The organism is Thiosulfativibrio zosterae (genome assembly GCF_011398155.1).
GTDB lineage: Bacteria > Pseudomonadota > Gammaproteobacteria > Thiomicrospirales > Thiomicrospiraceae > Thiosulfativibrio > Thiosulfativibrio zosterae.
In genome coordinates this window covers 2,350,118-2,370,340 of sequence record NZ_AP021888.1, presented here as the reverse complement: position 1 = coordinate 2,370,340, position 20,223 = coordinate 2,350,118, and the positions used below count along the sequence as shown (strand labels likewise).

The following is a 20,223-nucleotide window of genomic DNA, read 5'->3' as shown; positions in this document are numbered from 1 at the left end:
TATGCCAAAATTAAGCTTAAAAGTGCCGAAAAACAACCAGGCCTGGTTATTTTTAAAGCCTTTTTACGTTTTTTGTGGGCTATTTTTCTCTACAAGCCTATGGGCTCATTCATTGCTTTCCGAATCCACAGTGGTTCATACCTCTGATACCGCTTACACGGGCAAAATTTTTGACAGCCATTTGCATTATGGCGCAGAAGATACCGAAGCCTTATCTACCGCCGAAGTCCTTAGACTTTTTGATCGCAACCAAGTGACGCATGCATTGATATCCAGCACGCCTGATGCCGGCACGCAAGCCTTATATCAAGCCGCACCCGAGCGCATTATTCCTTTTCTCAATATTTATCATCATCTCAAAGAAAAAGGGCGTTGGGGCGATAACCCTGAAATTATCCAGCGCATTCAACAAGGGCTTAAGGCCGGCATTTACCAAGGCATAGGTGAGTTTCATTTATTTAAAGAAGACCGCAACAGTCCAGTTTTGCGTGAATTGGTTGCCATTGCTAAAGCACAAAACTTAAAGCTGCAAGTGCACGGTGATGCGGAAATCGTAGATGAAATTTTTGCCCAAGCGCCCAACAGCATCATTTTGTGGGCGCATTTAGGCACACAACCCGAGCCGCAGTTTTTAACCAAAATGCTAAAAAAGCATCCACACAATTTGTATATAGACACCACCGTGCGTGATGCCGAGTTTGTGGATGGGCAAGGCAAGCTCAAAGCAGAATGGCGTGATTTTTTCACGGCAAACTCAGACAAAATTTTAGTCGGCGTGGATACCTTTAGCGTGAATCGCTGGCACAACTTTGATGCCGTGGTGGCGCAAATTCGCCATTGGTTAGGGCAGTTGCCGCCGCAAACGGCGCAAAAATTGGCCTATCAAAATGCACAAGGATTGTTTTTAAGTGAACGCTAGGTTTACCAAATATCTGTTAGGCGTGGTTGTCCTGTTTTTGGGCGTTATGTCCACGGCGCAAGCGACCCCAAAAGGCGGGCCGGCTCAGCCGTCTGCCGAGAGTCAAATCATTAAGGTTCAACTCAATTGGAACCATCAGTTTGAGTTTGCAGGTTTTTATGCCGCTTTAGCGCAAGGCTATTACAAAGAGTTGGGTTTAGAAGTTGAGCTTATTAGCTGGACAAAAGATCACGAGCCCCTAGATGCCGTGTTATCGGGGGACGCAGATTTTGGCGTGGGTTACAGCACGCTGGTGGTGGATTACATTAAGGGCGCGCCGATTGAAATTGTGTCGGCTTCTTTTCAATATTCGCCGATGATTTTGTTATCCCATGCGCCAGTGTTAACGCTTGAAGATTTAAAAAACAAAACAGTCATGCATCATGATGATATGCAAATTCGAGCCTTGCTCAATTTAGCTTATCAAAACCGTGCCGACCAATATGCGTTCACCCAAAAATCGACTGGCGATTTAACGAGTTTTATTGAGAAAAAAGTCGATTTATATGCGGGTTATGCGACCAATGAGCCGTTTCGATTGAATAAATTGCAAGTGCCTTATTATGTAACCGATCCTAAAAACTATGGCATTCAAAGTTATGGCAATTTGCTGTTTACCTCGCAAGCCCTCGCGCAATCTGACCCCAGTTTGGTTAAACGCTTTAATGAAGCAACCCTTAAGGGGTGGGATTATGCACTGCATAATCAATCTGAAATTGTGGATTATTTAATGGCGCATTTTCCAGTGGTTAAAACCCGCGAGGACTTAATTGCCGAAGCGCATGACACCACTAAATATGTCAAATTTGGCAAAACGCCGATCGGCGAAGTCAGTGCGGCTAAATTACAAGCCATAGCGGTTAGCGCCAAAGAAACCGGTTTGATTACGCCAGAGCAGTTGGCGCAAGCCGATTTGAGCCGCTTGTTATTCCATGACACCGAGCGATTTTTAAACCTAGAGGAACTCGCTTACCTTAGAGCGCATCCGGTCATAGAGTTAGCCAACGATAACAGCTGGGCGCCATTTGAGTTTACCGATGAGCAAGGTCGCTATCACGGCTTGGCGGCGGATTATTTCAAACTGTTTGAAAAGTCGCTGGGTGTCAAGTTTAAAGCAACCCCCAATCAAAACTGGGACACGGCCTTGCAACGCGCTTCTGAGGGAGATTTGCCAGTTTTATCTTGTGCCGTTTCCACACCAAAACGCCAAGCGAGCCTAAGTTTTACGCGTCCGTATTTGTCTTTTCCGATGGTGTTGCTGGCACGCAATACGGTGGACTACATTGAAGATTACAATAAACTCAATCGCAAGGTGATCGCGGTTACGCGTGGTTATTGGTCACAGGAGTATTTGGAGGAAAACTTTCCTCAAATTTCTTTATTGTTGGTGAATTCCGTTGAGCAGGGCATAGACGCCGTTTTAAAGGGTGAGGCCTATGGCTATTCTGGGAACTTGGCAGCCATCAATTATGCGCTCAAAAAACAAGGCATAGACGGTCTGCATATTATTGGCCAAGCCGATAAGCGTTTTGAGTTGGCGATAGGGGTTCATAAAAGCGAGCCGATGTTATTGAGTATTTTAGAAAAAGCACTCAATCAAGTTACGCCTGAACAAGAGCGTGAAATCTACAACCGTTGGATTCAGCTTGAGCTGGTCAATAAAACGGATTTAAAACAAATTTTCAGTCTGATTTGGCCTTACTTGCTAGGGCTGTTGGGCATGATTGGTTTATGGGCTTTTTATGTGTTTTATCAAACCCAAAAATCCCAACTCTTGACACAGCTCGCCGATGAAAAAATCAAAGGAGCGCTTAATAAAGCGCAAGCGGCTGAGCAGCAGTTAAACCTAGAAAAACAACATCGCCAAGCGCAAGCCAAATTTTTTGCGATGATTACCCATGAGTTAAAAACCCCTGTGTCTATGATAGACGGTGCCCTGCAATCCTTAAGCTTGCTAACGCCTTCGGTTGAGCCAGAAGTGGAAAAACGCTATGACCGCATTCGCCGTGCGGCGAATCGCATTAATGATTTGGTACAAAGGTTTTTACAGCAAGACCGTCTTGAGGATAATCAATTTGAGTTAAATATTAGACCGTTTGCATTAAAGGGTATTTTAGACAATGTGGTCAACTACTATCCTTTACAAAGAAAGATTCAGTTTCACAACGCCCTAAAATCAGATTTGCTGGTGGCTGACCCGGCACTGATAGAACTTGCACTCAGTAATTTGATTGATAATGCTCATAAATACAGTCTGTTAGATAAAGTTATCCTGGTATCCTTAGAAGAAGAGGTACAGCCCAATGCCATCTATTGGTTGATTTCTGTCGCAGATTTTGGGGTTGGGTTAGATGAAAGCCAAGTAGAGGGCTTATTTGAGCCTTATCAGCGAGGACAAAATCTGGGGGATATTCCAGGCGTTGGTTTGGGCTTGTACTTGGTCAAAAAGATTGCAAAACTGCATGGTGGAGAAGTTCGCTATCAATCGCAAGATCGCTCCAAGGGCAGTATTTTTACCTTAAAAATTCCTCAGAACTTAACCATGACTCGTGCTAGAAAATAGCTAGGAAGTAGAATGATGCGTCCAGTTTTAATTGTTGAAGATAATGAAGACCTATTAGATGATTTGTTGCTGAATCTGAATTATTTAAAGATTGAGGCCAAAGGCGTGCCCCATGCACAGGCGATGGATGCCATATTTGATGAACTGCAACCTGAGATAGTGGTGTTAGACATCGGCTTGCCGGGAGAGGATGGTTTGTCGATTGCTAAGCGACTCAAAAAGGCCTTTCCAGCCTTAGGTATTATTATGTTGACCGCTCGTTCTGCTCTAGATGACCGTATTTTGGGACATCATTTAGGGGCAGATCACTATTTAACCAAACCTGTCAATTATCAAGAATTGGCCGCCGTTATCTTGGCGTTGCACCGTCGTTTAAGCTTTTCGCAGGCAAGCACAGGCGACAGCGATGCTTGGATTATTGATAAACACAAAATGACGGTTCAGCCGCCTTGTTTGGAAACCCAAAAAGCGCAACTCACCTGGGCAGAACTCAATCTATTGGAGGTGTTTTTTAAATCCCCCGAAGGTTTGGCTACCAAAGAAGACTTAATTGCAGGATTGGGCGGTTCACCAGAGTATTTTGATAATCGTCGTTTAGAGTCGGCCATTAGCCGTTTAAGACGCAAATTGTCGGTGCTACAAAACTCAGAATCCGAAACCGAAGAGGTGATTAAAGCCGTACGCAATGTGGGCTATCAATTTACTCAGGTTTTGATCGTCAAAAACGACAAATAGCGCTGAATTAAAGCTGTACCAAAATGGTTAACCTAGTCATACGCTCGGTTAATGCCAGCTTTTGTCAGTGTATTCAAATTAATGAGTGCTTATACTTATATCAACAAAAACCATATTCGGAAATGTTGATTAAGGAATTTAGCTATGTCTAGCACTTCATCTACCCAAAATCGCTCAGTGACTCAGAAAGAGTATGTACTTAAAGACGATGTGATTATCGTGTCGCAAACCGATTTAAAGGGCAATATCATTCAAGCGAACGAATCTTTTATCGAAGCCAGCGGTTACGATTGGAGTGAGTTGGTTGGTCAACCGCACAATGTTTTGCGTCATCCAGATGTGCCCGCAGCCGTTTTTAAAGATTTTTGGGCCACTTTACAAGCCGGCAAACCTTGGTCGCAAGTGGTTAAAAATCGTCGTAAAAACGGTGACCACTATTGGGTTATTGCCAATGCAACGCCTTTATTTAAAGATGGCAAGGTGGCAGGCTATATGTCGGTGCGCACGCCAGCCACGCGTCAGCAAATCAGCGAGGCTGAAGAAGCCTATCGTCAAATCGCTGCAGGCAAAGTACACTTGACGGGCGGAGAAATTCGCTCAACCTGGGAAAAAATAAATCCCATCAACAATATCAATATGATTTATCAGTTGTATATCTTTGCATCGATGGTATTGATTTTTGGCAGCATGAACTATTTTTACCCAGATGTCGCCCCTGGCTTATTTACCGTGTTACATGCCTTAGCCATCATCACGATGGTGGGTATGATGGCTTACAACTTTAATAAGTTGCGCCATATTTTTGATTTGGTGACCTCTGTTTCAGAAGGGCATTTTGATAATCACATATCCATCAAAGGCCGCACTTTATTTGACCAGATTTTGGGGCGCATCAAAGCCATGCAAATTCGTTTGGGCGCAGAGTTAGATGATACCAAGTCTTTATTAACCGATGCCAAACGCGTGGAGAGTGCGTTAGATGCGTCTTCTGCCTGCATTATGGTGGCCGATCGATTCCGCAGTATTATTTATGTGAATAAGGCAACTCAGGCATTAATGCAGAAATTAGCGCCCGAGTTAAAAACCCTGTTGCCTAATTTTAATCCCGACAAATTATTGCGCCAATCCATCGATGAATTTCATCAGCAGCCTGATCATCAAGCGCAACAGATCGCCAATTTAACCAGTACGCATACCGCTAGAATTCACCTTGGTAAATCTACCATTGAGTTGATGATGGATCCTATTTTTAACGACCAGCAACAGCGCATTGGCACAGTGGTGGAGTGGCGTGACTTGACGCTACAGTTAGCCATTGAAGAAAACATTAATGCTGTAGTGGGCTCTGCGTCGGATGGTGTTTTATCTGAGCGTTTGAATTTGCAGGGTTTAAATGGCTTTAATCTTAATTTGTCACAAAACATGAATCACCTGTTAGAAAACTTCCATGCGGTGATGCAAGAAATGCAACAGGTGTTAACGCGCATGAGTCAAGGCGACTTAACGGTGCGCTTAAATATGAAATTGCAGGGAGATGTTGCGGTGGTTGAAACCGCCATTAATGAAGCCTTGTCCAATATCGAACAGACCTTTTTACAAATTAAACAAGGCACACTCACCATTGGCAATATGTCTTCAGAGGTAGCAGAAGCCAGCGCCGATTTATCGCAAAGAACGCAGGTGCAGGCGGCGGCTTTAGAGCAGGTGGCCGCGTCGGTGACGCAATTAAATTCCAATATTGCACAAACCAATGCCAATACCAGTCAGGTCACTCATTTGGCTTCTGAGGCGGTTAAAGGCGCAGAAGAAGGCATTGAAGTAATGGGCAAAACTTCTCAAGCCATGTCGGGCATTTCGGCACTCAGTCAAAAAATTGGTGAAATTACCTCTGTGATTGACAGCATCGCTTTTCAAACCAACTTATTGGCACTGAATGCGGCGGTTGAAGCGGCACGAGCCGGTGAGCATGGCCGAGGGTTTGCGGTGGTGGCCAGTGAAGTGCGCAATTTGGCACAAAAGTCAGCAGAATCGTCTAAAGAGATTTCTAGCCTGATAGGTTCAACCATTCAGCAGATTAATTTAGGGGCAGGCCTGGTTGAAAATACCCATGAAGTATTCAGTAATATGGTGACCAAAATTCAGCAGGTCAATGATTTAGTTTTAGAGGTCAATCAAGCCACTGAGCAACAAACCAAAGGCTTGGGGCAAATTAATGCCACCATGCGAAGTCTGGATGGGTCGACCCAACAAAATGCCGCTTTGGTTGAAGAGTTGTCGGCCACTGCAGGCAATATGAGCGAACAAGCCGATGAGCAAGCCGCCGCAGTTGAGCGTTTTAAATTGAGCACGGGGTTGTTGGCATTAAGCCGATAAAAAGAAGGCTGAAGCCTTCGCCCCGAAGTTGATTAACGAATGTCGCTCATGCTCAGCAGTTTGTCTATGTCGACCGACTTTAAAAATTTAACAAACTCTTTGGCGGGCAAGGGCAAGGATTTTTCGGGAAGCTGACACGCATACCAATCGCGCATCAGTGGAAAACCTTCCACATCTAAAATTTCCAAATGGCGATATTTCGCTTCAATACGAATGGCTTGTTTGGGTAGTATAGAAATGCCCAGGCCTGCCATGACCGCTTGTTTAATAGATTCAGTACTGCTCATCACCATATAGGGATTCACCGTGATGCCTTTTGAAGCCAGAACTTCCTCAAAGGCGATACGGTTACCAGAGCCAGACTCGCGAAAAATGATGCGCTCATTGGCAATTTCTTCAAGCGTGACATTATGCTTTTTGCTTAAAGGGTGCTTAGGCGGTGCGGCGATCACCAGTTCGTTTTTACAAAACGGAAAACTTTCCACTTTAAATTCTTCGGGCGCGCGGCCAATAATGGCTAAGTCGAAGGCATTATTTTTAAATTCCGCCAAAATATTGCTACGGTTTAACACGGTAATCTGCGGAATCACTAAGGGATGGCGCGTTAAAAAGTGCTTTAAGATATAGGCAATAAAATATTTCACCGGTGTCACCACGGCAATATTCAGTTCGCCACTCACTTCGCCTTGTTCTTCGCTGATATTGAGCTTGAGTTCTTTTAGCTCATCAAGAATTTTCTGGCAGCTTTTATACATATGTTCGCCAGAACGCGTTAAAAATAACTTCTTACCAACCACTTCAATCAGCTTAACTTCGTTATTTTCTTCTATGCGTTTGAGCTGAATAGACACGGCGGGCTGAGATAAGTGCAATTCTTCAGCGGCTTTGGTGATGTTTTTAAGACGGGCAACCGCTTCAAAAATTCGAATTTGTTGGGCGGTCAAGTGAAGGTTGTTCATAAAATCAACTCTGAATTTAAATAAAAACACCTTAAATTTGGCACTTAAAAAAACTGGAAGCGCCCTATTTATCGGGGTTTGCAACGCTATTATAAACAAACCGTTATGGATTGTATAACAATGCCTGAGTAGCCAAGTAGGAATCGCTTCGGTAATCTATGCACAACTGAATTGCACAAGCAGTTTTGAAAAGACCTAACAGTTGCCGCTGTTAGAACTCTCCGATTCAAAATGCGCTTTGCAGTTTGTTTTTAGCTACAACCTATTTCATTTAAACAAAGAGGTGAAAAATGGCAAAGACCTATAACGCTGGTGTAAAAGAATACCGCGAAACTTACTGGATGCCTGACTACACGCCAAAAGAATCTGATTTCTTGGCATGTTTCAAAGTTGTTCCACAACCAGGTGTTCCTCGTGAAGAAATCGCTGCTGCGGTAGCTGCAGAATCTTCAACAGGTACATGGACTACTGTATGGACTGACTTGTTAACAGACCTTGACTATTATAAAGGCCGTGCATACAAAATTGAAGACGTTCCTGGTGATGACAACGCTTTCTATGCATTCATCGCATACCCAATCGACCTATTTGAAGAAGGTTCTATCGTATCGGTAATGACTTCTTTGGTTGGTAACGTATTCGGATTTAAAGCATTGCGTTCAATCCGTTTAGAAGATATTCGTTTCCCACTAGCGTATGTAATGACTTGCGGTGGCCCACCACACGGTATCGAAGTTGAGCGTGACAAAATGGATAAGTATGGCCGTCCAATGTTAGGTTGTACGATCAAGCCAAAACTAGGTTTGTCTGCTAAGAACTACGGTCGTGCAGTTTATGAGTGCTTACGCGGTGGTCTAGACTTCACGAAAGATGACGAAAACGTAACTTCTCAGCCATTCATGCGCTGGAGAGATCGTTTCTCTTTCTGCCAAGACGCAATCAACAAAGCAGAAGCAGAAACTGGTGAGCGTAAAGGTCACTACTTAAACGTAACTGCTGCAACCCCAGAAGAAATGTACAAGCGTGCTGAATTTGCAAAAGAAATCGGTTCTCCGATCATCATGCACGACTTCCTAACAGGTGGTTTAACAGCTAACACTGGTTTAGCTAACTGGTGTCGTGATAACGGCGTATTGTTACACATTCACCGCGCAATGCACGGTGTAATCGACCGTAACCCAATGCACGGTATCCACTTCCGCGTACTTTCAAAAGTATTGCGTTTATCAGGTGGTGACCACTTACACTCAGGTACTGTTGTAGGTAAGTTGGAAGGTGACCGTGAAGCAACTCTAGGTTGGATCGACATCATGCGTGATTCATTCATCCCAGAAGATCGTTCACGCGGAATCATGTTTGACCAAGACTTCGGTGCAATGCCTGGTGTAATCCCAGTTGCATCTGGTGGTATCCATGTATGGCACATGCCAGCTTTGGTTGCTATCTTCGGTGATAACTCTGTATTACAGTTTGGTGGGGGAACTTTAGGTCACCCATGGGGTAACGCTGCGGGTGCTGCGGCAAACCGTGTTGCTCTTGAAGCTTGTGTACAAGCTCGTAACGAAGGTCGTGAGATTGAGAAAGAAGGTAAGGATATCCTTACTAACGCTGCGAAGCATAGCCCAGAACTTAAGATCGCAATGGAAACTTGGAAAGAAATCAAGTTTGAATTCGACACAGTTGACAAGCTAGACGTTAAGCACAAGTAATTTGAATTCAGGAGAAAATTACAAATGAGTATTCAAGATTATCCATCTCGTCTATCTGACCCTAAGTCACGTAAGACAGAAACTTTTTCTTACCTTCCATCGATGACTGACGAGCAGATCAAAGCGCAAGTTCAGTACATCATCAACAAAGGTTGGAACCCAGCGATTGAACACAGTGAGCCAGAGAATGCTTTCTCTTACTACTGGTACATGTGGAAGTTACCAATGTTTGGTGAAACAAACGCAGATACAGTATTAGCAGAAGTGCAAAACTGCATCAAAGCTAACCCTTCAAACCACGTTCGTTTGATTGGTTATGACAACTTTGCACAGTCTCAAGGTGCGAACATGCTAATCAAAAGAGGCGACATGTAATTTATGAGCTGATATGGCTCACTAAACGGTCTATTTCGTTGTTGGGAAATGGACGCCTACTGATCGTAGGCTCACATTTCCCGCCTAGAACTAGCCTCGTTTATCAAGCCATCTAAGCCATAAATATAATTGAATTACTTTAAAATTCAATTTTGCATAACAACTCTGGGTTAGTTAAGTCCTACAGGTTTTAGCTTGTAGGCACTCAAATTCTTAAAATCAGGCGTTTTTTGAAACGCCTTTTTTAAACCAAATTTGAACTTCCGGTCTTCTTACCTCCCGGGGGAACAAATCGGCCAGCTAGACCCAAAACTAGGCTGGCACTTATTTGACTTACACATTCAGCCATCGTGCGAGTGTTTAAATCAGATAAGCACTTATTTCACAGGAGAAATCAGCATGTCAGAAGTTAATGCGTCTAATCCCATTCAATACACCATCAAAAACGAACCTTTTTATCAGCCAGTCGGCGATGAAGTTGAACTGTATGAGTCAGCTTACGCCACCAAAATGCCAGTTATGCTGAAAGGGCCAACGGGCTGCGGTAAGTCACGATTTGTAGAATACATGGCGTGGAAATTGGGCAAGCCTTTAATCACGGTTGCGTGTAACGAAGACATGACCGCTTCTGACCTAGTGGGGCGTTTCTTAATCGACATTAACGGAACTCGTTGGCAGGATGGCCCTTTAACGGTTGCTGCTCGTATTGGTGCCATTTGTTATTTGGACGAAGTGGTTGAAGCGCGTCAAGATACCACCATCGTTATTCACCCTTTAACGGATCACCGTCGTGTTTTACCGTTGGATAAAAAAGGCGAGTTGGTAGAAGCGCATCCTGATTTCCAATTGGTAATTTCTTATAATCCTGGTTATCAGTCGATGATGAAAGACCTAAAGCAATCAACTAAACAGCGTTTTGGTGGCTTTAAGTTTGACTATCCAAAAGCCGAAATTGAAGCAGAAATCATTGCCAAAGAAGCCGGTATTGAATTGAGCATTGCTGAGAAGTTGGTTCAAATTGCACAACGCTCTCGTAACCTTAAAGGTCACGGTTTAGACGAAGGGATTTCAACCCGTTTGTTGGTATACGCAGGGCAGTTAATTGCTAAGGGCGTGCCTGCTAAGCAAGCCTGTCGTGTTGCTTTAGTAACCCCCTTGACAGACGATGTCGATATTTGGGATACCTTAATGACCGCTGTGGATACTTTCTTTGAGTAATCCTTAGTGTTAGGACGAGTTTGTCCGTACGGTTCTTAATCAAGTGCGGACAACTGTCCGCATTTTGTTTAAATAAGCCCTCAAAATGTCGCACCGACATTGAACTCACCCAGCAAAGAAGATGAAATCATGAGCTCAGAAATCGAAGAAATTAAACAAAACTTAATCGAGAGTGTCCCAGAACTGGCGGATATTTTAGACGGTCTTATCCAAGAAGCCTCGCATTGTATGAACGAGCAAAGTCGTCATACTTGGTTGCAAAATGCCCGTGGTATTGCCTATTTAGGTAAAGGCCCGCAAGTGGTGATCAACTATCTTGAAGCCGTTCCACAAGTGGTTTCAAAAATTGATGATGAAATCCTTGATGACATTCTAGAAACCGTGATGAAGTTGTCTTCGGTGACTTCTGGCGAAGTGGTTGCTTTGTGTTTGGCGTCCTTACCCCTAGCGGCAGAAAGAACGCTTGATGTGCAACTCATGCGCCAATATTTGGCGTTGATTTATCAGTTGGGTTCTAAAACCCCGCGTGGTTTGCGCCCGATGTTACTGCACATTGACGAATTACTCACCAAGTTAACGGTTTCTGGTTTGCGTCGTTGGGCGCTGTGGGGCGCGCAAGCGCACGCCAGAGATTATGGTGAGCAATTGCGTTATTTCAGTTTAGAGTCGCAAGATTCTAAAGCGGTTTTCCAACAGCAGCGCAAAGGCTCGTTGTTTATTGATTATCACCGTTCTATCAACTTTTATTTGCGTGCTTTCTGGGGGCGTGATTTCTTTATTCGCCCAGCGGCGGCAGATTTTGAAGGCTTTAAACCCTATTACGAAAACCGTGCCATGCACTTGCCAGATGCGCTAGACGATTTGGGGGAAGTTAAAGGGCTAGAAGTGTATCGTGCCATGGCTGCGCACATAGCGTCACACATGGTTTATACCCAAAAAGCGATTTCTGCTGAACAACTCAATCCACAACAAATGTTCTTTATTGAGCTGATGGAAGATGCGCGTGTTGAATATAACGCCATCAAAGCCTTCCCTGGTTTAAAAAACCTATGGCGCAAAGTCACGCTAGAAGCCATGACGCACCATGACCTAGACCCCAAATCGACGGCGGCGCGTTTAGAGCAACTTGCTTTTGCAATGATGGATGCCAACATGGTGTTGGAAGACACTCAAATGGGGTTTATTGCTGAAAAATTCCATGCAGAAATTGAAGAAAACAAAGCCAATGAAGACTGGTCTTGGAGTATGGGGATTTTGCTGTATAACACCCTTAACCTAGCCACCAGCAAGTGGGAGTCTTTAACCGAAATCCGTCGTTTGCGTTTTGCTTACCGCGACGATAACCGTTTAATTTGGGCAACCGATGAATGGGGTGATATGGATGCGGGTGGTCCAGGCCATAAAGAAACCATTCGTAAACATGTGTCGGTGATGGAAATGATTAATGAAATCGACTCAGAGTTGGTGGATGTTGACCATGACGAAGTTTGGGTGTTAGGCACAGAGCTTTTCCCTTACGAAGACATGGGTCAATCGTTTAATGACATGGAAGGGGTAGAACCTATTTCAGACCCACATCATTATGCCGAGTGGGATTATCGTGTGCAGTTGCATCGCCCCAATTGGGTAACGCTCTATGAGCATCGTGCCAAAAAAGGCGACCCTGCGCTGTACCAAGAAATTTTAGAAGCCAACAAACCCATTGCGCACCGCATTAAACAAATTGTAGATAAATTGCAGTCGGTCGGTTTACAGCGTATTCGCCGCCTAGAAGATGGTGATGAATTGGATTTGAATGCCTGTGTTGAAGCCATTACGGCGATTCGTATGGGACAAGAACCCGACCCTCGTATTACGATGCGTAATGTGATTAAAACCCGTGAAGTATCGGTATTGATATTGTTAGACTTATCTGAGTCTACCAACGAACTGGTGCCAGGTTCCGATAAATCTATTTTAGAAGTCACCCAAGAAGCTGCCATTTTAGTGTCTCATGCCATTAATGGTATCGGTGACCAGTTTGCGGTGCATGGCTTCTCGTCTGACGGACGCCACGATGTGCAATATCGTCGCTTCAAACAATTTGACGAACCCTTTGATGCCGATGTTCACGCCAGAATGGCGGGTATGGAAGGCGGATTATCCACCCGTATGGGCGCAGCCATGCGTCATGCAGGCGGATATTTAGAAAGACAAAACTCGCGTCAAAAGCTGATGTTGGTCATTACCGATGGTGAGCCAGCCGATATCGATGAAAAAGATGCGCAGTATCTAAAACAAGACGCCAAAAAAGCGGTTGAAGAATTGTCGAGCAAAGGCATTTATTCTTACTGCTTAACCATCGACCAATTTGCCGACAAGTATGTTCAACAAATTTTTGGGCAAAATCGTTTTGCCATCGTAGATGATGTGATGCGTTTACCTGAGAAATTACCGACACTGTTCGCCAATTTAACGGCATAATCCTCTTACAAACGCAACGCTCTTTGGGGAGCGATGCGTTTATCTTAAACAATTAAAGGTAAGACCCATGAACACCACAGAATTCAAAGCAGCATTAGAAGCGTTTCCCGATGCTGATTACCAAGCCATTTTGGATGGCGCAACCCTAACTGTTGTGCAAGATAAGGGGCTGGGTTTGGGTAAAACCGAAAGTGCTTTTGTGATTTACGAGTTGGGCGATGAGTCATTCGATTCGGTTGCCGAACTTAAAGCACATTTGATTGCCACTGCTGAACCAACCCTAAAAGAGTATTATCAGTTTAATCCCTTAAGTCGTGAATATTTTCAAGCCCGCTTAACCCATTACATGAATGAATTAGGCTACATGGCTTTTACCGCCATGCCAAAAGTGCCCGCAGAATATGTGATTTTTGTGGAAGACGGTGAAGTGATTGTCGAAGACAGAACCAGCCCGCGTTTTAAATACGGGATGTACCTAACGCTAGACCAAGATTACCAGCCCGCCGCGCGCGAAAACAAAGTCAAAAACTGGATTCAATCTGGCACTGCCTATGGCGACTACATCAGCGTGAATGTCTGTCGTTACAGCGCATTGGAATAAAAGAGGTATCAAAGCCTGTTATTCCAAACAAACAAACGCCGACAAATGTCGGCGTTTGTTGTTTTAAAGCCTAAAAAATCATCAAAACCAACCAAAACCCACCCAAAACCAACCAGGCCTGGTTATTTTTGGAGGTTTTTTGGGGTTTAAATTGAATGGTTAGATGTTTGTTTTTAATTTAGGATAGGGTCGTATTCTTTAAAAAACTCTGTTCTATTTCGCCCATTATTTTTAGCTTGATACAGGGCAATATCGGCTTGTTTGACGATGGATTCAATATGTTGACTCTCTGTATTGGTTTGAGAGATTCCGATACTGATGGTGATTGGCTTGCCGTTGATTAAAATTTTATTAACTTGTTCGTGAAGTCTTTCCGTGAATTGGCATGTTTCTGTAGGTTCTGAGTTATAAAGAACGATTAAGAATTCCTCGCCTCCCCAGCGCGCAACGATATCTGCTGATCTGATTGACTTTAGGAGCGTTTTAGCAAGTTTTTGCAGAATCTCATCGCCTTTGTCATGGCCATGCTCATCGTTAACTTTCTTAAAGTAATCGATATCAATTAATAAAAATGCCAAGGGGACATAGCGTCTTTTGTTTTGTTCCATGATTTTGTTTAAATCATATAGCGCCGCTCTGCGATTTAACAGCTGTGTTAGAGGGTCTGTTCGCGCTAAAGAGCGGAGTTTGTCTGTTTTTTCTTCAAGCGAGTCACGCGTTTCAATAAGCTCTTGATATAGCTTATCTCTTTTGACAGCCGTGTGGATCGACCAATAGAGTTTATTGTCGATGGCGCTGATGTTTGCTACGGCAGGAATTCGTAAGTGTTCTTTTGTTAAAAGTGTGATTTGAACTTCATGACATTCACCATATTCTTTTAAAAGAGGCTCTATGTAGCTTTCGAAAAAAATGATGCTGCCACTGGATAAAACGTCTTCAAATATTTTATGTTCTAGGTCTGTTTTGCTATATAACAATACTGCCGCAGAAAAATCATTGCAGTATTCAATTTTTCTGGTTTCTCTATCAGAGATGATTAATAAGGTTGGAAACCTATTAAAGCATTCAGGGTTGGGCGGTTTCATAGGATTTTATGGGTCATATAAAGTCTTTTAAACATTCCATGACTTCTTGAGGTTTAGTCATGTGTAGGCAGTGTCCGTGTGCTTCTATAATAGCCAATTCTGCTGCAGGCATCTCGTTTTGCATATAATGCCCAATATCAACCGACGCCAAGGAGTCATCAGTGCTTTGAATAATCAAACTGGGGTGAGTGACTTCATTTAATTCTTTGCGGTAGTCAGAAAAAAAGGTCGCTTTGGCAAAAGGTTTTGCAAAGTTTGGATCTGTCGAGCAAAAACTGCTTTCTAGTTCTTCAATCAATTCAGCGTCATTTTTTTGTCCCATGACTAAGGGTGCTAAAAAGTTTGCCCATCCAATGTAGTTTTTGTCCATTAAATTGATGAGTTCAACTAAATCATCTTTCTCAAACCCGCCCAAATAATCCGGTGGCAAATTTAAAAAACAAGGCGATGGGCAAACCATTGCAAGTTTTGCGAAATATGTTGGTTTTTTTAGGGATGCCAGCATGCCAATAATGCTGCTTACTGAGTGGCCCACAAAAATAATGTCTTTTAGTTCAAAGGCTTGGCAAATATCTAGAATATCTTGCGCATAGCCTTCAAGGCTGCTGTAACGCGATTTATTAAAGGCATTAAAATCAGACTTACCGCAACCAACATAGTCAAAAAGGATGACTTGGTAATTGTCTTCTAAATAAGGCGTTAGAAAGCGCCACATATTTTGGTCGCACCCAAAACCATGGGCCAGCATTAAGGTTTTTGAGCCTTCACCGACAATTTGTACATTATTTCTGTGTTGAATGGTGTTTTTATCAAAATTATCAAACATTGCTCAATCTCATTTAATCAAAATTGGGTTGCCACATAATTAATCTGGTAATCTGGCGGCTCTTCCATGAGCAATTTTGGATCATTATAAGCGCAGAAACCTGGGTTTTGCGTATAAATTCTTTTTATGCGAAATTACATAAATTCAGCTTGAGTGCTTGTTATAAAGGCTATAGGATGAACTTCTATAACCTTAATCCCCCCTAGAAGTGCTCTATGGAAAAAACCTATGATTTATGGCTGGTCATTGCATCTATTGGCATTTCTGTCTTAACGGCGTTTTTGTCGATCGCCTTTGCCAGTTTGATTTACTGGCAAAAAGAAAAGGTCAATTCCCTTTGGCACTGGGTGGCGGCCCTTAACTTAGGTTTGGGCGTTTGGGGGATGCACTTTACGGGCATGCTGGCGCTGCATCTCAATATTCCGTTTGCTTTTGATTATCTTGAAACCCTCTTCTCTGCCGTCATCGCGGTGGTGGCTGCCTATTACACCTTTAGCGTTGTCATCAAAATGTCGTTTATCTATGGCGCTTTCAAATACCTTTGGGGCGCAGTCATCTTGGGTACGGGCGTTTTATTGATGCACTACATAGGTATGGACGCTATGAAAATGTTCCCGCCGATTCGTTATGATTTTTATTGGGTGGCGCTTTCGGTGGTGATTGCTTATGGCGCCTCTTTTGCCGCGTTATTGATATTTGAGGGAAGCTCTCAAAAGCGCCAACTGGACTTTATTTCGGGTAGAAATTTATTTTTTGCGCTGATGATGGGGGCTGCTATTTCGGGTATGCATTACAGCGGCATGGCGGCGGCAAATTTTGATTTGGGATCCTACTGCACTACGCTAGAAACTGGATTGTCAGCGGGCTGGGTTTCTATTTGGGTAGTTGGGGTGGTCGCCGGTATTTTAGTCATGTCTTTTGGTTTGATGCTGCTGGAGCAAAAGAAAATGCTGTTGCGAGCTCAAGAGGAGCTTTATAAAAGTAAACTTGACCGCAAGATGATGGACGATGTTACCCAATTGGTGACTGACCGAACCCTAGAATTACAGCAGCAAAGAGATTTAACCAATCAAGTGATTCAAAACCTGCAAGTGGTGGTGATGTTGCTTAATAAAGACGGGCGCATACAGTTGTTTAATGACCATGCCCAAAAACTCTCAGGCTATTTGGCTAAAGAGGTCATTGGGCGCCCGGTCTGGGAGGTTTTACTGACAGATGCAGACCGTGAAATGAAAAAGGCTTTTTTCGAGCAGCTAGACACCCACGCGTTTCCACTTGAAATGCGCCATCCTTGGCAAATCAAAAACGGAGAATGTCGCACTCTGGATTGGACTGTCACTGTGATTAAAGATGCACAGCAAGACATTCGTTATGTGTTGGCGATGGGCACAGATGTGACCGATAAATTGCAAGCACAAGCACAATTAAATTTAGCGGCCGTGTCTTTTAACTCACAAGAAGCCTTGGTGATTACCGATGCCACTGGCCGAATTTTAAGAGTTAATGACGCCTTTACCGAAATTACGGGTTTTAACAATGCCGAGGTTCTGGGGCAGAATATGAGCATTCTTAAATCAGGTAGGCAAGATGCCGCTTTTTATGCCCAAATGTGGGCAGATTTAAAGGTAACAGGATTTTGGTCAGGAGAAATTTGGAATCGCAAAAAGAGTGGCGAAGTTTTTCCAGAATGGTTACGCATTACGCAGGTTAAAAATGAAGAAGGCGAAGTGACTCATTATGTGGGTAACTTTTCTGATATTTCAGAAAAAAAGCGTTACGAATCCGAGTTGCAGCGCATAGCTTTTTACGATGGTGTCACGGGGCTGCCTAATCGTCGCTTGTTTGAAGACCGTTTGCATCAAGCCATAAATCATTGTCCTATGGCGATTTGTCAATTGGCATTATTGTTTATCGATTTGGATGACTTTAAAAAAATTAACGATACCAAAGGTCATGGATTTGGTGATGCGCTGCTCAAAGAGTTTGCCAAATTACTCAGTGAAGCTTTGCCCCAAAAAGCGGAAATTGGGCGTTTTGGCGGTGATGAGTTTATGGTTTTGTTGCCAGAGTTGTCGATGAATAATGTACAAGCCATTGCAGAAATTGAGCAATTAGCGCAGATTTTGGTGCATCGTTTAAACGAAGGTTGCAAGGTGCAGGGTGAACAAGTCGCTGTGTCTGGCAGTATTGGTATCAGTATGACCGACTGCCAACACGCCGATTTTGACAAACTGTTAAAAGAAGCCGATACCGCTATGTATTTGGCAAAATCATCGGGTAAAAATACCTTTCAGTTTTTCTCAGAGTCGTTACAAAAAAGCTTAAATGAGCGCATAGTGATCGAAAATGCGCTTAAGTCGAGTTTGCAGGAAGGCACCGACTTCTTTATGGTTTATCAGCCGCAATATAATCACGATTTAAAAGCCATAGGTGCTGAAGCCTTGGTGCGCTGGCAAACCGAGAGTTTGGGCATGGTTTCTCCGGCGGTGTTTATTCCGTTGGTAGAAAGCATGGGGTTAATGGACCGCTTGGGTGAGTTGGTTTTGCAAATGGTCATTGCCGATATGCAAAGATACAGCAATGCTGAATTACCCGAGGGCTTTATGCATATTTCAATTAACCTGAGCATTAAACAGTTGCATCAAAAAAATCTGGCACAAAACATTAAGCAACATCTCAGCGAAGCGGGCATTTCGCCAGAAATGATTCGTTTAGAATTTACTGAAAGTGCTTTGTTAGAAAAGAATTTAGACACGGAAGCCTTGTTGGCAGAGTTTTCTGAGTTGGGCTTTAGTTTTGCGTTAGATGATTTTGGCACAGGCTTCTCGTCCATGTCTTATTTGAAAGACTTGCCCATTTCTGAGTTAAAAATCGACAAGATGTTTGTCGATGGCTTACCGAATGAAGAAAGCGATAAAATTATCTGTGAAGCCACGCTCTTTTTAACGCAAAAGCTGCAATTAGAAAGTGTTGCAGAGGGGATAGAAACCTTTGATCAATTGGTTTGGTTAAAAAACAATGGCTGTGATTATTTTCAAGGGTTTTATCTGTCAAAACCACATCGCTATGCGCAAATGCTCAAAAAAATCAAAGAGCCGATTCTTCTGCCTGCGCCACTTCAGTAGTCGCAATTTCTTTTAAAATCCATTGCTTTAGGTGCGATTTTAAGTCAGGCAATTGTTTGCCATCAATCACACCCACTTTCAATAAATGCGCCTTGTTTTGATTGGCGCCAATCGGTTCAGTGGTGACCAGCAAGGCGTGTGCTGTCATGCCGCCTAGCCGATTTTTTAAACTGTCTAGGCGTTGTAAGTGCAGGTTTAAATTGGCGTTACTGCCGGTTTTGCATTCCACCAAAAATAGCTGGTTATTGGCTAAAAATAATACATCTGCTTCATCATAAGCATTGTGACGCTGTAATTTCACACTAAAGGCAACATCCACCAAACCTTCAATGTCTGCTTTTAGGGCATAAACTGCTTGATAGGTTAAATATTCTAACCAGCCACCTTCAATAAAACCGCGTTTCCAACCATCCTCTTCGGGTAGGGTGGTGAGGGTATTATCTTGGGTGGTGAGTTGCACAATGTTTTGGTTTTGCAATTTGCGCAATAGCCCCACCATCAAATCAGTTTGCAAGCGCGAGCGTGCGCCCACTTCATTTAAGTAATAACGCCCCTCATGCTTAACCAGCTTGATGGATTTGCCACGCGCATGATGGGTTGAAAAATATTGATAACTTTTTAAGGCCTTGTGCGACAAAATAATTTTTTGAATGGCGTTAACCAAGCCTTTGGCAAAGCTGGCTTGACTGGGGCTGAGTTGTGCTGCTTGAAATTGCTCTATGCCATGGGCGTGCAGAAACTCTGCCAATTGAATGTTTTTGGCAATGTTGAGTTCTTGTAAACCCGGCGGTTGAATCCATTTGAGCTGGTCGTTGGGTAGCAAATAATATAAGCCCACCGGCGAGCCTTCAAAGGCCTTAAATGCGCTGAGAGTGACCATTTTATTGGCACAACTTAGGTTAATCGCCAAATGACTTAGCGCGAGTTCGCTGGCCAAGGTTTGCAGATTTTTGACGATGTCCATCATTTCAAAATCATGGGCAATTTCGACCAGGCGGGTTTGAATGTGATGATTTTGATAAATGGTTTGTAAACGCTGTGCATTTTCTATGCGGTTGAGAGTGTAAAGTACCCACACCGACTTAACCTGTAAACGGGCATCTAAAATAGGCCCAATGTTGGGTGTCATTTCTGCATCCGCAAATACCCAGTGGGTCGCAAAGGGGCAAGACATTAACGAAGATTTTGGCATTGCAAACCTATTTAAAAAGCAGGGCTTTCATCTTAGGAGAG

General features: G+C 43.4%; 14 protein-coding genes. 10 read left to right on the top strand and 4 right to left on the bottom strand.

All coding sequences use genetic code 11. From position 1 onward, the window contains the following. Position 1: 1 nt before the first annotated feature. From THMIRH_RS10905 to THMIRH_RS10890, 4 genes are all read left to right on the top strand, one after another. Positions 2 to 919, top strand: coding sequence for an amidohydrolase family protein (locus THMIRH_RS10905; protein WP_173292118.1), 918 nt, complete (start codon positions 2 to 4; stop codon positions 917 to 919). Continuing rightward, positions 909 to 3,521 carry an ABC transporter substrate-binding protein gene (locus THMIRH_RS10900; RefSeq protein WP_173292117.1) on the top strand — a complete coding sequence of 871 codons (2,613 nt, stop codon included), beginning with the start codon at positions 909 to 911 and terminating at the stop codon, positions 3,519 to 3,521. The genes THMIRH_RS10905 and THMIRH_RS10900 overlap by 11 nt, the downstream gene beginning before the upstream one ends. Before the next feature lie 12 nt (positions 3,522 to 3,533). Further along, positions 3,534 to 4,256: a response regulator transcription factor gene (locus THMIRH_RS10895; RefSeq protein ID WP_173292116.1), complete on the top strand. Its 723-nt coding sequence runs from the start codon at positions 3,534 to 3,536 to the stop codon at positions 4,254 to 4,256. Positions 4,257 to 4,400: 144 nt separating this feature from the next. Beyond that, entirely contained in the window at positions 4,401 to 6,629 is a 2,229-nt protein-coding gene (locus THMIRH_RS10890) for a methyl-accepting chemotaxis protein (RefSeq protein ID WP_173292115.1), read from the top strand. Positions 6,630 to 6,661: 32 nt separating this feature from the next. Here the strand turns inward: THMIRH_RS10890 and THMIRH_RS10885 are convergent, their stop codons facing one another. Continuing rightward, positions 6,662 to 7,588, bottom strand: coding sequence for a LysR family transcriptional regulator (locus THMIRH_RS10885; RefSeq protein ID WP_173292114.1), 927 nt, complete (start codon positions 7,586 to 7,588; stop codon positions 6,662 to 6,664). A 290-nt stretch (positions 7,589 to 7,878) separates the two neighbouring features. On the opposite strand from THMIRH_RS10885, the gene THMIRH_RS10880 reads away from it, so the two are divergent. The 5 genes from THMIRH_RS10880 to THMIRH_RS10860 all read left to right on the top strand — a co-directional run bounded on the left by THMIRH_RS10880 (position 7,879) and on the right by THMIRH_RS10860 (position 13,954). Beyond that, complete coding sequence (locus THMIRH_RS10880; protein ID WP_173292113.1) at positions 7,879 to 9,297, top strand: form I ribulose bisphosphate carboxylase large subunit; 1,419 nt, start codon at positions 7,879 to 7,881, stop codon at positions 9,295 to 9,297. Positions 9,298 to 9,321: 24 nt separating this feature from the next. Continuing rightward, a complete protein-coding gene (locus THMIRH_RS10875; RefSeq protein ID WP_173292112.1) occupies positions 9,322 to 9,672 on the top strand; it encodes a ribulose bisphosphate carboxylase small subunit in 351 nt (116 codons plus the stop codon). A 399-nt stretch (positions 9,673 to 10,071) separates the two neighbouring features. Then, positions 10,072 to 10,890, top strand: coding sequence for a CbbQ/NirQ/NorQ/GpvN family protein (locus tag THMIRH_RS10870; protein WP_173292111.1), 819 nt, complete (start codon positions 10,072 to 10,074; stop codon positions 10,888 to 10,890). Positions 10,891 to 11,019: 129 nt separating this feature from the next. Continuing rightward, the gene (locus THMIRH_RS10865; RefSeq protein WP_173292110.1) at positions 11,020 to 13,353 is read left to right on the top strand and encodes a nitric oxide reductase activation protein NorD; all 2,334 of its coding nucleotides are present in this window, start codon (positions 11,020 to 11,022) and stop codon (positions 13,351 to 13,353) included. 67 nt (positions 13,354 to 13,420) lie between these two features. After that, positions 13,421 to 13,954: a hypothetical protein gene (locus tag THMIRH_RS10860; RefSeq protein WP_173292109.1), complete on the top strand. Its 534-nt coding sequence runs from the start codon at positions 13,421 to 13,423 to the stop codon at positions 13,952 to 13,954. Between the two features lie 173 nt (positions 13,955 to 14,127). On the opposite strand, the gene THMIRH_RS10855 is transcribed toward THMIRH_RS10860, so the two are convergent. Together THMIRH_RS10855 and THMIRH_RS10850 are read right to left on the bottom strand one after the other, a co-directional pair. Next, on the bottom strand, positions 14,128 to 15,039 hold the full coding sequence (locus tag THMIRH_RS10855) for a GGDEF domain-containing protein (protein ID WP_173292108.1): 912 nt from the start codon (positions 15,037 to 15,039) through the stop codon (positions 14,128 to 14,130). A 13-nt stretch (positions 15,040 to 15,052) separates the two neighbouring features. Further along, positions 15,053 to 15,865 carry an alpha/beta fold hydrolase gene (locus THMIRH_RS10850; RefSeq protein WP_198415229.1) on the bottom strand — a complete coding sequence of 271 codons (813 nt, stop codon included), beginning with the start codon at positions 15,863 to 15,865 and terminating at the stop codon, positions 15,053 to 15,055. A gap of 215 nt (positions 15,866 to 16,080) precedes the next feature. On the opposite strand from THMIRH_RS10850, the gene THMIRH_RS10845 reads away from it, so the two are divergent. Beyond that, positions 16,081 to 18,990: a bifunctional diguanylate cyclase/phosphodiesterase gene (locus THMIRH_RS10845; RefSeq protein ID WP_173292107.1), complete on the top strand. Its 2,910-nt coding sequence runs from the start codon at positions 16,081 to 16,083 to the stop codon at positions 18,988 to 18,990. On the opposite strand, the gene THMIRH_RS10840 is transcribed toward THMIRH_RS10845, so the two are convergent. Then, positions 18,953 to 20,182 (bottom strand): Card1-like endonuclease domain-containing protein, encoded by a 1,230-nt coding sequence (locus tag THMIRH_RS10840; RefSeq protein ID WP_173292106.1) that lies wholly within the window; start codon positions 20,180 to 20,182, stop codon positions 18,953 to 18,955. The genes THMIRH_RS10845 and THMIRH_RS10840 overlap by 38 nt on opposite strands. Between the last annotated feature and the right edge of the window lie 41 nt (positions 20,183 to 20,223).

Excerpts from the sequence above, each read along its gene's own strand:
- THMIRH_RS10905 (WP_173292118.1), top strand. The coding sequence starts at position 2 with ATGCCAAAATTAAGCTTAAAAGTGCCGAAAAACAACCAGGCCTGGTTA.
- THMIRH_RS10895 (WP_173292116.1), top strand. The coding sequence starts at position 3,534 with ATGATGCGTCCAGTTTTAATTGTTGAAGATAATGAAGACCTATTAGAT.
- THMIRH_RS10890 (WP_173292115.1), top strand. The coding sequence starts at position 4,401 with ATGTCTAGCACTTCATCTACCCAAAATCGCTCAGTGACTCAGAAAGAG.
- THMIRH_RS10885 (WP_173292114.1), bottom strand. The coding sequence starts at position 7,588 with ATGAACAACCTTCACTTGACCGCCCAACAAATTCGAATTTTTGAAGCG.
- THMIRH_RS10880 (WP_173292113.1), top strand. The coding sequence starts at position 7,879 with ATGGCAAAGACCTATAACGCTGGTGTAAAAGAATACCGCGAAACTTAC.
- THMIRH_RS10875 (WP_173292112.1), top strand. The coding sequence starts at position 9,322 with ATGAGTATTCAAGATTATCCATCTCGTCTATCTGACCCTAAGTCACGT.
- THMIRH_RS10870 (WP_173292111.1), top strand. The coding sequence starts at position 10,072 with ATGTCAGAAGTTAATGCGTCTAATCCCATTCAATACACCATCAAAAAC.
- THMIRH_RS10865 (WP_173292110.1), top strand. The coding sequence starts at position 11,020 with ATGAGCTCAGAAATCGAAGAAATTAAACAAAACTTAATCGAGAGTGTC.
- THMIRH_RS10860 (WP_173292109.1), top strand. The coding sequence starts at position 13,421 with ATGAACACCACAGAATTCAAAGCAGCATTAGAAGCGTTTCCCGATGCT.
- THMIRH_RS10855 (WP_173292108.1), bottom strand. The coding sequence starts at position 15,039 with ATGAAACCGCCCAACCCTGAATGCTTTAATAGGTTTCCAACCTTATTA.
- THMIRH_RS10850 (WP_198415229.1), bottom strand. The coding sequence starts at position 15,865 with ATGTTTGATAATTTTGATAAAAACACCATTCAACACAGAAATAATGTA.
- THMIRH_RS10845 (WP_173292107.1), top strand. The coding sequence starts at position 16,081 with ATGGAAAAAACCTATGATTTATGGCTGGTCATTGCATCTATTGGCATT.
- THMIRH_RS10840 (WP_173292106.1), bottom strand. The coding sequence starts at position 20,182 with ATGCCAAAATCTTCGTTAATGTCTTGCCCCTTTGCGACCCACTGGGTA.